The sequence below is a fragment of the Pseudonocardia sp. 73-21 genome, assembly GCF_001899645.1.
GTDB lineage: Bacteria > Actinomycetota > Actinomycetes > Mycobacteriales > Pseudonocardiaceae > Pseudonocardia.
Genome location: NZ_MKVV01000091.1, coordinates 13,287 through 25,977, shown reverse-complemented (window position 1 = coordinate 25,977; position 12,691 = coordinate 13,287). Strand labels below are relative to the sequence as shown.

Annotated in this window: 13 protein-coding genes; 6 read left to right on the top strand and 7 right to left on the bottom strand. The window is 72.9% G+C overall.

The window, feature by feature from the left end:
• Window positions 1-76: 76 nt before the first annotated feature.
• Window positions 77-265: a hypothetical protein gene (locus BGP03_RS27980; protein ID WP_296368044.1), complete on the top strand. Its 189-nt coding sequence runs from the start codon at window positions 77-79 to the stop codon at window positions 263-265.
• Here the strand turns inward: BGP03_RS27980 and BGP03_RS27975 are convergent.
• From BGP03_RS27975 to BGP03_RS27945, 7 genes are all read right to left on the bottom strand, one after another.
• Window positions 262-732 carry an SRPBCC family protein gene (locus tag BGP03_RS27975; RefSeq protein ID WP_296368042.1) on the bottom strand — a complete coding sequence of 157 codons (471 nt, stop codon included), beginning with the start codon at window positions 730-732 and terminating at the stop codon, window positions 262-264. The genes BGP03_RS27980 and BGP03_RS27975 overlap by 4 nt on opposite strands.
• The gene (locus BGP03_RS27970; protein ID WP_296368041.1) at window positions 729-2,192 is read right to left on the bottom strand and encodes a GH1 family beta-glucosidase; all 1,464 of its coding nucleotides are present in this window, start codon (window positions 2,190-2,192) and stop codon (window positions 729-731) included. Before BGP03_RS27970 ends, BGP03_RS27975 begins: the two co-directional genes overlap by 4 nt.
• Window positions 2,193-2,200: 8 nt before the next feature.
• Window positions 2,201-3,061: a carbohydrate ABC transporter permease gene (locus BGP03_RS27965; protein WP_296368038.1), complete on the bottom strand. Its 861-nt coding sequence runs from the start codon at window positions 3,059-3,061 to the stop codon at window positions 2,201-2,203.
• Window positions 3,058-4,023: a sugar ABC transporter permease gene (locus BGP03_RS27960; RefSeq protein ID WP_296368036.1), complete on the bottom strand. Its 966-nt coding sequence runs from the start codon at window positions 4,021-4,023 to the stop codon at window positions 3,058-3,060. The genes BGP03_RS27965 and BGP03_RS27960 overlap by 4 nt, the downstream gene beginning before the upstream one ends.
• A gap of 4 nt (window positions 4,024-4,027) precedes the next feature.
• A complete protein-coding gene (locus BGP03_RS27955) occupies window positions 4,028-5,323 on the bottom strand; it encodes an extracellular solute-binding protein (RefSeq protein ID WP_296368034.1) in 1,296 nt (431 codons plus the stop codon).
• Window positions 5,324-5,654: 331 nt separating this feature from the next.
• Window positions 5,655-6,689: a LacI family DNA-binding transcriptional regulator gene (locus tag BGP03_RS27950; RefSeq protein WP_298799007.1), complete on the bottom strand. Its 1,035-nt coding sequence runs from the start codon at window positions 6,687-6,689 to the stop codon at window positions 5,655-5,657.
• Window positions 6,690-6,948: 259 nt separating this feature from the next.
• Window positions 6,949-8,712 (bottom strand): gamma-glutamyltransferase, encoded by a 1,764-nt coding sequence (locus tag BGP03_RS27945; RefSeq protein WP_298799005.1) that lies wholly within the window; start codon window positions 8,710-8,712, stop codon window positions 6,949-6,951.
• An 84-nt stretch (window positions 8,713-8,796) separates the two neighbouring features.
• Between BGP03_RS27945 and BGP03_RS27940 the strand changes: the two genes are divergently transcribed.
• From BGP03_RS27940 to BGP03_RS27920, 5 genes are all read left to right on the top strand, one after another.
• Window positions 8,797-9,672 carry a LysR family transcriptional regulator gene (locus BGP03_RS27940; RefSeq protein WP_296368028.1) on the top strand — a complete coding sequence of 292 codons (876 nt, stop codon included), beginning with the start codon at window positions 8,797-8,799 and terminating at the stop codon, window positions 9,670-9,672.
• Between the two features lie 108 nt (window positions 9,673-9,780).
• Window positions 9,781-10,827, top strand: a complete 1,047-nt coding sequence (locus BGP03_RS27935) for an aromatic ring-hydroxylating dioxygenase subunit alpha (protein WP_296368026.1) — start codon at window positions 9,781-9,783, stop codon at window positions 10,825-10,827.
• 10 nt (window positions 10,828-10,837) lie between these two features.
• Window positions 10,838-11,002, top strand: a complete 165-nt coding sequence (locus BGP03_RS27930) for a hypothetical protein (protein WP_296368024.1) — start codon at window positions 10,838-10,840, stop codon at window positions 11,000-11,002.
• Complete coding sequence (locus BGP03_RS27925; protein ID WP_298799001.1) at window positions 10,999-11,925, top strand: PDR/VanB family oxidoreductase; 927 nt, start codon at window positions 10,999-11,001, stop codon at window positions 11,923-11,925. Before BGP03_RS27930 ends, BGP03_RS27925 begins: the two co-directional genes overlap by 4 nt.
• A gap of 18 nt (window positions 11,926-11,943) precedes the next feature.
• A complete protein-coding gene (locus BGP03_RS27920; RefSeq protein ID WP_296368021.1) occupies window positions 11,944-12,690 on the top strand; it encodes an IclR family transcriptional regulator in 747 nt (248 codons plus the stop codon).
• Window position 12,691: the final 1 nt, after the last annotated feature.

Sequence of the window (12,691 nt, the reverse complement as noted above, 5' to 3'; positions counted from 1 at the left end):
GACCGAGTACAGGCGGGGAGCAGTGGGCAGAGCAGATCGAGGGCGCGTCGAACCGCTGCACCGTGGTCGACCCACGGTGTCGGTCACCTGCATCGCGGACGGCTGGGCCCACCGGGTCCCCGACATCGAGTTGACCGCGGAGATGGCGCAGACCGAGGGCTACTACCAGGCCGTCTGCGGGCACCGGGTCGCCGCCGCGTCGATGGTGGAGCCCGACGGCCGACCCTGCCCGCTCTGCACGGAGATGTGCCGCACCGCGCGCTAGCGTCCCCGCACCACGGTGCGCTGCAGGATACCCAGGGTGGCCTTCAGGGACGTCTCGGCGATGATCGGGAACCGCCCGGTGTCCTTCCACTCCTGGCTGATGTCGGACCAGTCGTAGTACGACGTGACCAGCGTCCCGCCGTCGGCCGGCTCCAGCCGGTACCCGTAGACGTGCCGGATCGGCGGCTGGATCGTGCCGTCGATCGTCCAGGCGATCTCCTTCCCGGGCTCGAACACGGTGATGATCACGGTGACGTCGTAGCGCCCCATGGGGAGATCGCCGAGGGCCTCCCGGTCCATGTGCACCACGAACCGGTCCCCCACCGCCGCCACCGGGTCCCCGGTGGCGTCCATCAGCATCCCCGACGCGTCGATCGACACGTGGCCCTGCGGGTCGCACAGCACCACGAAGATCGCCTCCGGCTCGGCCGGGATCACGCGCTGGACTTCCATCCGTTCCGTCGTCATGGCTCCGATCTTGCCACCGGCGCCACCGGCACCGCGTTGTCGCGCGCCACTCCCGCGTAGAACCACGCGCTGTCCTTCGGGGTGCGCACGAGCGTCGAGTAGTCGACGTGCACCACGCCGAAGCGCTTCTCGTACCCCCACGCCCACTCGAAGTTGTCGAGCAGCGACCACACGTAGTAGCCGACCACCGGCGCACCGGCCTCGATCGCCGCGTGCACGGCGGCGAGGTGGCTGCGCAGGTAGTCGACGCGGTCCGGGTCGGCCACGCGGCCGTCCACCACCTCGTCACCGGGGAACGCGGCCCCGTTCTCGGTGACCATGAGATCGAGTCCGGGGTGCTCCCGGGCCATCCGCGTGAGCAGCCCGGTCATGCCCCGGGCGTCGATGCTCCAGCCCATCGCGGTCTTGGGGCCGTGCTGGCGGGGGAACTCGACGTCGTCGCAGGCGATCCACGGCGTGGCCGCGCCGTCGCCGTGGCCGTCGGCGGTCTCCTTGGGGTGCTCGCGCGTCCAGTGCCGCACGACCGTCGGGCTGTAGTAGTTGACGCCCAGCGCGTCGATCGGGGCGCTGATCACCTCCAGGTCGCCGGGGCGGACGAACGCCCAGTCCGTGACGCCGGCGGTGTCGGCCTGCACGTCGTCGGGGTAGCGACCCGACAGCATGGGGTCGAGGAACACCCGGTTCTGCAGGCCGTCGACGCGCCGGGCGGCCTCGGCGTCGAGGTCCGAGCCGGTCTCCGGGCACACCCAGGCCAGGTTGAGCGTGACCGCCACCTTCGCCGCGGGGGCGGCCCGCCGGATCGCGGCCACGCCGAGGCCGTGGGCGAGGTTGAGGTGGTGCACGGCGGCCAGCGCGGCGGCATCCTCGGTGCGGCCGGGCGCGTGCACGCCGCTGGCGTAGCCGAGGTAGGCGCTGCACCACGGCTCGTTGAGCGTGATGAACTGCGGCACCCGGTCCCCCAGCGCCGCCGCCACCACCGCGGCGTACTCGCCGAAGCGTTCGGCGGTGGCACGGGAGGTCCAGCCACCCCCGTCCTCCAGCGCCTGCGGCAGGTCCCAGTGGTAGAGCGTGATCGACGGCGCGATGCCCGCGGCGAGCAGCGCGTCGACGAGACCGGAGTAGAACGCGAGCCCGTCGGCGCTCACCGGGCCGAGCTCCTGCGCGGTGACCTGCGGGGTGATCCGCGGCCACGAGATCGAGAACCGGTAGGACGTCAGGCCCAGTTCGGCCATCAGCGCGACGTCCTCGCGGAAGCGGTGGTAGTGGTCGTCGGCGACGTCACCGTGGTCGCCGCCCGCGATCCGGCCCGGGGTGTGGGAGAACGTGTCCCAGATCGACGGCGTGCGGCCGCCCGCCGTGACGGCCCCCTCGATCTGGTAGGCCGCGGTGGCCGCGCCCCACAGGAATCCCTGCGGGAACTGGTGTGTGGCGCTGGTCTGCTGCTGCGCAACGCTGGTCACGTGAGTCCTTATCCCTTGACGGCGCCGGCGATGATCCCGCCGACGATCTGACGGCCCAGCAGCACGAACACGACGAGCACGGGCAGGGTGCCCACCAATGTGCCGGCCATGATCACGGCGGTGTCAGGGACATAACCGCTGCCGAGGTTGTTGAGCGCCACCTGCACGGTGGGGTTGGTGGAGTTGAGCGTGATCACCGGCCAGAAGAAGTCGTTCCAGGCCGTCATGAACGTGAGCATCCCGAGCACGGCCATGCCGGGCCGGGCGATCGGCAGCACCACGCTCCAGAACGTGCGCAGCGAGGTGGCGCCGTCCATGCGGGCGGCCTCGAGCAGCTCGTCGGGCAGCGACTGCGACAGGTACTGGCGCATGAAGAACACCCCGAACGCCGCCACCAGCGACGGCAGCACCACGGAGCTGAGCGATCCGGCCAGGCCGAGGTCCGCCATGATCGTGTAGAGCGGCACGACGCTCAGGCTGGGCGGGATCATCATCGTGCCCAGGGTGATCGCGAACAACGTGTCGCGTCCGCGGAAGCGCATCTTGGCGAACGCGTAGCCCGCCAGCGTGCAGAACAGCGCGGTGCTGATCGTGATGATCCCGGAGACGACGAGCGAGTTGCCCAGGGCCAGGCCGATGTTCTGCGACCGCACGGCCGTGGCCACGTTCTTCCACAGGTCGGGACCGGGCAGCAGCGGCGGCGGGAAGGTGTTCATCTCCGCCATCGGGCGGCTGGCGGCCACCAGCATGTAGTAGAACGGTGCGACGAACGCGACGGCGACGAGGCCGAGGACGACGTAGGTCGGGACGCCGGCGCGGTCCTGGGGGCGGCTGCGGGAACGCGGGAAGACCGCGACCGAGGCGGTCACGACTTCCTCATCTTCGACAGGCGGGTGTTCAGCAGCACCAGGCCGATGATCAGCAGGAAGGTCACCCACGCGACGGTGGCGGCCCGGCCGAGCTGCCCGAACTGCCAGCCCTGCTGGTACATGAACAGCCCCAGCGTCTGGTACTGCCCGACGGGCCCGCCGTTGGCCTGGCCGCCGCCGAACAGCAGCGGCTCGCCGAACAGCTGGCTCGCGCCGATGGTGGAGACGACGATCGTGAACAGGATCGTCGGGCGCAGGCCCGGCAGCGTGACGTGCCGGAACTGCTGCCAGCGGTTGGCCCCGTCGAGTGCGGCGGCCTCGTAGAGGTCACTGGAGATCGACTGCATACCGGCCAGGTAGATCAGCGCGTTGTAGCCGGTCCAGCGCCAGATCACGATCACGGAGATGGCGATCTGGGCCGTCCAGTCGCCATTGCGCCAGTCCACCGGGTCGACGCCCACCAGGCCCAGCAGCCCGTTGACGATCCCGGCGTCGCGGCCGAAGATCAGCGCGAACACGAGCGTGGCCGCGGCCACCGAGGTGGCGTAGGGCATCAGCATCGCCACGCGCAGGAACGTGCGTCCGCGGAGCCGGTAGTTGAGCAGGTGCGCCAGGCCGAGGGCGATCAGCAGCTGCGGCACCGTCGACAGCACGCCGATCGTGACGGTCTTCCACAGCGCGTTGTAGAAGGCGTCGTTGGTGAACAGCCACGTGTAGTTGTCGAGGCCGATCCACGTCATGGACGAGCCGAGCTTGTAGCGGTGCAGGCTGATGTACGCGGTGTAGAGCAGCGGGAACAGCCCGAACGCCGCGAACACGAGGAAGAACGGCGCCACGTAGACGTACGGCGCGGAGCGCCCCTCGAAGCGGTGCAGCCGCGAGCGCCAGGACAGGCGGATGGTGGGCCCCGCCCCCGGGGGCGTGCGCTCCCCGGGGACGGGACGGTCCAGTTGCAGGGTCACCCGGTCATCCGACCTGGTTGCTGATCTTGGTGCCGGCCGCCGTCCACGCGTCGGCAGGGCTGGTGCCGCTGGTCTCCACCGACAGCAGCGCCTGCACCAGCGCGCTCTTCACGACGCCGTCCTCGGGACCGAGGATCTGCACCGGCGACGCGTCGGCCGAGGCCGTGAAGATCTTCCCGATGGGCGCGTTGTTGAAGTACGGGTCCGTGGCCCCGGCGACCTTGGCGATCGCGCCCGTCGTCGAGGGGAAGTTGCCGACCTTCTCGAACACGGCGGCCTGCTGCTCGGGGGCGGTCAGCCACGCGATGAGCTTCGCGGCCTCGGCCTTGTGCTGGCTGACGGCGGGGATGCCCAGGTAGGCGCCGCCCCAGTTGCCGCCGACCCCGCCGGGCAGCGTGGTGACGTTCCACTTGTCGGCCCCACCGGTGCCGGCCTTGCCCTTGATGTAGCCGATCATCCACGACGGGCAGGCGATGGTGGCGAACGAGCCGGAGGAGAAGCCCTGGTCCCAGCCGGGGTCGACGAACTGCTCCAGCTTGGCCGTCAGCCCCTTCTGCGCCGCACCGGCGGCGGTGTCGAAGGCCGACTTCACGGCCGGGTTCGTGTTGTAGACGAGCTTGCCCGACGCGTCGTAGTAGATCTCCTTCTGCGTGGAGATGATCGCGTTGTAGAGCCCGCCCGCCGAGTCGTGCCAGGCGCTGCCCGCGGGGGCGTTGGCCTTGTACTTCTCGCCGAGCGCGAGGAAGGCGTTCCAGTCGGGCATCTGCGCCGAGAGCGCCGCCGGGTCGGTGGGCAGGCCGGCCTTGGCCAGCAGGTCGGAGCGGTAGCAGATGCCGGTGGGGCCGATGTCGGTGCCGAGACCCAGCACCGCGCCGTCCTTGGTGGTGGCGGCCGGCTCCTTCCAGCTGACGTAGCCGCCGATGGAGTCCTTGGCGGGGGTGTCGCGCAGGTCGGTCCACTTGTCGGCCTGGTTGGCGGTGACGTCGGCAATGCGGGCGACCTCGATGCCCTGCACGTCGGCGACGCCGCTGCCCGAGGCCAGGCGCGTCTGCAGCGCGGGCCAGTACTTGTCCTCGCCCTGCGTGGACTCGTAGGTGATCGTGACGCCGGGGTTCTCGGCCTCGTACTTCTTGAACAGGCCGACCTCGTCGTAGCCGAAGGTGCCGAAGAGGCTGACCTTCAGGTTGACGGGGCCACCGGACGCGGCGGGGGTGCTCGACCCCGACCCGCAGGCGGTGAGTGCGAGGGCCAGCGAGGCCGCTACGGCGACCACGGCTGACGTCGTGCGTGGGATGGACATGTGGGGCTCCTTCGGGCGGGGCCGGGGCGTCGTCGACCGGGCGTGGGGCACCTCACCGTCGACGACGGGAGAGCGCTCTCACGATGTGATGAGGGTCTCGCAGACACCCGATCATGTCAAGAGAGCGCTCTCACGGGCGTGGGGCACCCAACGGCGCGGCGTACGCGGTGATCACCGGGTGCGGACGGGCGCCGGCCACACACCCCACCCAGGCGATCACCGCACCGGGCGCGCACTGGTTCCGGTGGAGCGCGGAGCAGGCGGGCGGTGATCATGAAAGCCCGCCGGACACGGGTCCGGACCCACTCCCGCCGGTGATGCCGAACCGCGCTCAGACCGTGCCGCGCAGCACGATCTCCGTCGGCACCACGAGGGGTTCCGGGGCCTCCCCGGTGTCCACGAACTCCAGCAGGCGGGCGGCCAGGGCCTGCCCCATCTCCATCATCGGCTGGCGCACCGTGGTCAGGGGCGGGGAGCCCGCGGCGGCGAGGGGGATGTCGTCGAACCCGACGACCGACAGGTCCTCCGGTACCCGCCGCCCCCGCTCCGCCGCGGCCTGCATCGCACCGAGGGCCATCAGGTCGTTGGCCGCGAACACCCCGTCGACGCCCGGGGTGGCGTCGAGCAGGGCCAGCATCGCGCGCCGGCCGCCCTCGACCGAGAAGTCGGCCTGCTCCACCCCCGCCACCGTCAGGCCGTGGTCGGCCAGCTCGGCGACGAACCCGTCGTGGCGGTCCTGCGCCGCGGTCATGTCGAGCGGGCCGGTGATCGTCGCCAGGCAGGTGCGGCCCCGCTCCACCAGCAGCCGGACGGCGGCCCGGCTGCCCCCGATGTTGTCGGCGTCGACGTAGCTCACGGGCGGCAGGTCGTTGGCGAACGGCCGCCCGGACAGGATCACCGGCACCCCGGCCTGCTGGAGGCGCTGGGGCAGTGGGTCGTCGCCGTGCAGCGACACGAACACCACGCCGTCGAGGTGGCCGCCGCGGGCGAATCGCTCGAACCGCTCGCGCTCGGCGTCGTCGGCGAGGACGGCGAACATCAGCTGCACGTCGTGGGTGGCCACGGCGGCGTGGGCGCCGCGCAGCACCGAGGCGAAGTAGGGGTCGGAGAAGAACTTGTCCTCCGGCTCCGCCACGACGAAGGCGATGGAGTCGCTGCGCCGCGTCATGAGCGAACGCGCCGCCCGGTTGGTGACGTAGGACAGCTCCGCGGCGGCGGCCAGCACCGCCTCCCGGGCCTGCTCCCCCACCTTCGACGACCCGGCCAGCACCCGGCCCGCCGTCGCCCGCGAGACGCCCGCACGGGCGGCCACCGACTCCAGGGTCGGCGCGTTGCGGGTGGGCCGGGCCACGGGTACCTCCGTCACGGGACGTGTTGTCGCCGCGACTCTGCCATCACCCGGACCTGATCACCTAGGAGGATGTCGCGACCCGCCCTCCCGGCACCGCGGCGAGCAGCGCCCGCGTGGAGTCCGCCCGGGGTGCGCCCAGGACCTCCCGTGGCCAGGTGCGGGACGAGCGCGGCCACCGGCTGAACGGGCACGCGGCCCGCGAGCAGCGCGGCCACCGAGAGGGCCGTCAGGACGTGCCGGATACGACGCACTCCCGGTGGTCGTGCGGGCCCGGTCAACGGCCGGCGGCGTACCCCTGCATGCCGCGGGGGTTCGCGCCCGCGGACAGGACGCCGGACTCCGGATCCCGCGCCACGGCACTGATCCGGCCCTCCGACCACGGCGGGGCGACGGTGACGTCGTGGCCTCTGCGGCGCAGCTCGGCGATCGTCTCCTCCCCGATCCGCGACTCGACGACGACGCTGCCGGGCGCGGTGCCGCGTGGGTAGAAGGAGCTGGGGAAGCTGTCGGTGTGCCAGTTCGGGGCGTCGATGGCACCCTGCAGGTCGAGGCCGCCGCGCACCCGCTCCCGGTGGGCGAGACCGACGAGGAAGTTCAGCGTCCACTGGTCCTGCTGGTCGCCGCCGGGAGTGCCGAACGCCAGCACGGGCTCACCGTCGCGCAGGGCCAGCGACGGGCTCAGCGTGGTGCGGGGCCGCTTCCCCGGGGTCAGCGAGTTGGGCAGGCCCTCCTCCAGCCAGGCCATCTGCAGCCGCGTGCCCAGCGGGAAGCCCAGCTCGGGCACCACGGGGTTGGACTGCAGCCAGCCGCCGCTGGGCGTCGCGGAGATCATGTTGCCCCATCGGTCGACGACGTCGACGTGGCACGTGTCGCCGCGCGTACTGCCGTCGACGGCAACGGTGGGCTCGCCCGACCCGGCCGTCGCGGGCACGGATCCGGCGTGCGCGGCGGGCAGGCGCGGCGCCCGCCCGTCGGGACTGCCGGGGCGCAGCTCGAACGACGCGATGGCGCCGACGAGATCGCGGCGGGCCGTGCTGTAGGCCGGGGCGAGCAGGGCGTCGAGCGTGACGTCGGCGCGGTCGCCGTACCAGGCCTCGCGGTCGGCCATCGCGAGCTTGGTGCCCTCGACGAGGGTGTGGATGTGGTCGGGGGAGGTGGGGTCCAGCTCGTCGGGCAGCAGGGCGAGCTGCTGCAGGAACACCGGACCCTGGCTCCACAGGCCGGGCTTCGCGACCGTCCAGCCGTTCCAGGTGAAGGTGGCGGCCTCTTCGTATCCGGCCTCGAAGCCGGCGACGTCGTCGGCGGTGAGGAAGCCGGTGTGCCGCTCGCCGGAGGTGTCCATCGTCGGCCGCGCGGCGGCGGCCACCAGCGCCTCGGCCACGAAGCCCTCGCGCCACACGCGCCGGGCGGCGTCGATCTCGGCCTCGCGGGTACCCCCCGCCGACCCGGCCAGCAGCCGCCGCCAGGTGGCCGCCAACGCGGGGTTGCGCAGTAGCGCACCCGGCTTCGGGGGCGCACCGCCGTCCAGATAGAGATCGGCCGAGGTCGTCCACTCGGTCTCGAACAGCTCGCGCACCGCGGCGATCGCCCCGCCGATCCGTTCGACGGCGGGGTGACCGTCGGCGGCGTAGCCGATGGCGTACTTCAGGACGTCGGCCAGGCGTTTCGTGCCGTGGTCGCGCAGCAGCACCAGCCAGGCCTCGACCGCACCGGGCACCGCGGCGGCCAGCGGCCCGGTGCCGGGCACGAGGTCCAGGCCGAGCCCGGTGTAGGACGCCACGCTCGCCCCGGCCGGCGCCGGGCCCTGCCCGCACAGCACCTGCACCCGGCCGCCCGCCGGCGCCAGGATCAGCGGCAGGTCACCGCCCGGCCCGTTGAGGTGCGGCTCGACGACCTGCAGCACGAACCCGGCGGCCACCGCGGCGTCGAAGGCGTTGCCGCCGTCCTCCAGGACCGCCATCGCGGAGCCCGACGCGAGCCAGTGCGTGGACGAGGCCATGCCGAAGGTGCCCTGGAGGGTCGGCCGCGTCGTGGACATCGGTGGAAGTCCACACGGAATCGCCCGCGGCGTCCAAGACATGTCGCACACCAGCGTCATAGTTGTGGGCTATGAATAGCGGCCATGGAGCGCCGCCAGCTGGAGTACTTCGTGGCCGTCGTGGAGCGCGGCGGCTTCACCGCGGCCGCCCGTGCGCTGCACGTGGCGCAGCCGTCGCTCTCGCGCTCCGTCGCCAACCTGGAGCGCGAGCTGGGGGTCGAGCTGTTCCACCGGGTGGGACGGTCGGCGCTGCTCAGCGCCGCGGGCGAGGCCCTGGCCGGGCACGCACGGCTGGTGCTGCGCGACTTCGACGCCCTGCGCTCCGCGGCCCACGCGATCGGCGAGGGCGCGGTCGGGCGGGTGGAGGTGGCGGCGACGTCGTCGTCGGGACTGGAGCCGGTCACGCGCGTCGTCGCCGAGCTGCGCGAGCGACACCCGGGCGTCACCGTCAGCACGACGTCGGCGCTGTCCGCGGCCGAGGTCGTCGCGATGGTGGCCCAGGGCCGGTGCGAGGCGGGGGTGTGCGGCAGTGCCGAGCGCCCGGCGGCGCCGGGACTGGTGGCCCACCACCTGCGCGACGAGGAACTGCTGCTCGTCGTCCCGCCCGGTGCGCTCGGCGGGAAGGGCCGCACCGTGCGCCGCGACGAGCTGCGGGGCATGCGGTTCGTGGTGCCCGCCCGGACCACGGCCGTGCGGGCGCTGTTCGACCGGCTCGCCGGCACGGTCGGCGACATGACGGTGGTGGCCGAGGTGGGCGACCGGAGCATGGTGCTGCCGATGGTGCTGCGCGGCATCGGGGCCGGCCTGATGCCCGACGGCTGGGCCGACCTGGCCGGGCGGGCCGGCGCCGACGTCCACGGCTTCGACCCGCCCGAGCTGCTCCCCCAGTGGCTGGTCCACCGCGGCGGGAGGCTCACCGAGGCCGCACGGGCCTTCATCGACACGACGCTGGGCCACTGACCACCGCCCGCGAGTCGCGCGGTTGGTTTCCGGCATCCGGAAGTCACCTTCGTCCACCCGGGGGTGCCCCCACACGATGGCAACACCGACGACGCAAGGGAGCGCTCGATGTCGACCATCCCCCAGGACCAGTGGTACGTGGCGGCATACGGCCGCGAGATCGGCCGGGAGCTGTTCTCCCGCACCATCTGCAACGAGTCGATCCTGTTCTGGCGCACCGCATCCGGACAGGTCACCGCCATGTCCGACCGCTGCGTGCACCGGCGCTTCCCGCTCTCCCAGGCCCCGACGCGGCTCGTCGACGACCAGGTGGTCTGCGGGTACCACGGCTTCACCTACGGCGCCGACGGCGCGTGCGTCGCGGTGCCGGGCCAGACCCGCGTGCCCCGCACCGCCCGGCTGCGCAGCTACCCCGTCGTCGAGCAGGACTCGTTCGTCTGGGTCTTCATCGGCGACCCCGACCGCGCCGACGCGACGCCGGTCCCCCGCGCGCCGTGGCTCGACTCCCGGGACTGGACGACGGTCTCCGGGATGGAGCCGCTCGCGGCCCGCTTCGGCCTGCTCGTGGACAACCTGCTCGACCTCTCCCACGAGACCTACCTGCACGGCGGCTACATCGGCACCCCCGAGGTGGCCGGCACCCCGATCACCACCGAGGTCGACGACGAGGCCGGCGTCGTGCGCGTCGCGCGCCACATGGCCGACGCCGAGTGCCCGCCGTTCTACTCACGGTCGACGGGCCTGACCGGGCGCATCAGCCGGTGGCAGGACATCGAGTACACCCCGCCGTGTCTCTACCTGCTGCACAGCCGGATCGCGCCGGTCGGCAGCGTGCCCGACCCCGACGGGACGGATCCGGACGCCTTCCACGTCGAGGTCGTCTACGCGATCACCCCCGAGACCGACACCTCGACGCACGACTTCTGGGCCGTGGCCCGCGACTTCGCCCGCGACGACGAGAGCGTCTCGGACTTCCTCGCCGAGCAGAACCGCACCGTCGTCCTGCAGGACGTCGAGGCGCTCGACGTGCTGGAGCGCGTGATCGCCATCGAGCCGCCCGGCTACCAGGAGCTGTCGATCAACATCGACACCGGCGGGCTCGCCGCGCGCCGGATGCTCACGCGCCTGACCCAGCCCGTGCCGGCGGTGAGCTGAGGTGCTGCGCGTGGTGTGGCTGCCGGGCAGTGACCAGCTGCTGGGCCGCTGCCACTGCGGTGCCGAGCACGTGGCCGAGGAACCGGTCGAGGTGTGGGAGTGGCTGCTCGCGCACCCGGTCGGGCACGGGACCGCCGACCACCCGCAGACGCCCGAGCTGGTGGGTGCGCGATGACGCCGCCCGTGGACACCGACCTCGTTCTCACCGTGGCCGCACGGCACGAGGTCGCCGACGGTGTGGTGGCGCTGGAGCTGCGTGACCCGTCGGGCGGGGAGCTGCCTCCGTGGGAACCCGGAGCCCACATCGACCTCCTGCTGCGCCCGGATCTCGTTCGCCAGTACTCGCTCTGCGGCGACCCGGCCGACCGGGCGACCTGGCGCGTCGCCGTCCTGCGCGAGCCCGACGGCCGCGGCGGCTCAGCGTTCGTCCACGACGAGATGGGCGCATCCGTGCAGGTCCGGGGCCCGCGCAACCACTTCGCGCTGGAGCCCGCCGCGCGCTACGTCTTCGTCGCGGGGGGCATCGGGATCACACCGATCCTCCCGATGCTCCGCGCCGCCGACCAGGCCGGGGCCGACTGGCGGCTCGTCTACGGCGGCCGCACCGCGGCGTCGATGGCCTTCACCGGCGAGCTCCCCGCCGGCCAGGTGGAGCTGCGCCCGCAGGACGAGCACGGCCTGCTCGACCTCGACGCCGTGCTGGCCGACACCGACGGCGCGCTCGTCTACTGCTGCGGCCCCGGCCCGCTGATCGACGCCGCACTGGCCCGCTGCCCGGCCGAGCGGCTGCGGGTGGAGCGGTTCACCGCCCGCGAGCAGGACGGGCCGACGGCGTCGTTCGAGGTGGAGCTGGCGCAGTCCGGCCGCACCCTGACCGTGCCGGCGGACCGCTCGGTGCTCGACGTGCTGGAGCAGGCGGGCGTCGACATCCTGTCCTCGTGCCGGGAGGGCACGTGCGGCACCTGCGAGACGGGGGTGCTCGCCGGCGAGATCGACCACCGCGACGCCCTCCTGACCGACGTCGAGCGCGCCGCGCACGACACGATGTTCGTCTGCGTGTCGCGGGCGGCGTGCCCGAGACTGGTGCTGGAGCTGTAACGGGCGGGAGGTGCCGTGGTGGAGACCGGGCCGGTCATCGGCCGCGCCCTGCGCGTCCTCGGCGCGTTCTCCCCGGCGCACCCGGCGCTGACGCTCTCGGATCTCGCCCGCCGCGCCGGGATGCCCGTCTCCACCGTGCACCGGATGGTGGGCGAGCTCGTGGCCTGGGGCGCGCTCGAACGCGACGACGACGGTTGCTACCGCATCGGGCTGCGGCTGTGGGAGATCGCGTCGCTCGCCCCGCGCGGGATGGCCCTGCGCGAGCGCGCACTGCCGTTCCTGGAGGATCTCTCGCAGGTGACGCGGGAGAACGTCCAGCTCGCCGTGCGCGAGGGCACCGAGGTGGTGTTCGTCGAGCGGATCGCGGGCAGCGGCGCCGTTCCCGTGCTGACGCGGGTGGGCGGCCGGTTCGCGCTCACCGCCACCGGCGTCGGGCTCGTGCTGCTCGCCCACGCCCCGCCCGACCTGCAGGAGGACGTGCTGGCCGCGCCCGTCGAGCGGTTCACCGACCACACCGTCACCGACCCGAAGGTACTGCGCGGCATGCTCGCCGACGTCCGGACCAGCGGCTTCTCCATCAGCGACCGCCAGGTGACCGCCGACTCGCTGTCGGTGGCCGCCCCGGTGCACGACGCCCGCGGGATCGTCGTGGCCGCCGTGTCGCTGGTGGTGCGCCACGGCAGCACGTCACCCCACGCCCTGGCGCCGCTGGTGCGCACGAGTGCCCGCGCGATTTCGCGAGCTCTGGCCGGGCCGTCAGGGTAGC

Bases quoted from the DNA above. Each gene is read 5' to 3' on its own strand.
- BGP03_RS27975 (WP_296368042.1), bottom strand. From the start codon at position 732: ATGACGACGGAACGGATGGAAGTCCAGCGCGTGATCCCGGCCGAGCCG.
- BGP03_RS27955 (WP_296368034.1), bottom strand. From the start codon at position 5,323: ATGTCCATCCCACGCACGACGTCAGCCGTGGTCGCCGTAGCGGCCTCG.
- BGP03_RS27945 (WP_298799005.1), bottom strand. From the start codon at position 8,712: ATGTCCACGACGCGGCCGACCCTCCAGGGCACCTTCGGCATGGCCTCG.
- BGP03_RS27940 (WP_296368028.1), top strand. From the start codon at position 8,797: ATGGAGCGCCGCCAGCTGGAGTACTTCGTGGCCGTCGTGGAGCGCGGC.
- BGP03_RS27935 (WP_296368026.1), top strand. From the start codon at position 9,781: ATGTCGACCATCCCCCAGGACCAGTGGTACGTGGCGGCATACGGCCGC.
- BGP03_RS27925 (WP_298799001.1), top strand. From the start codon at position 10,999: ATGACGCCGCCCGTGGACACCGACCTCGTTCTCACCGTGGCCGCACGG.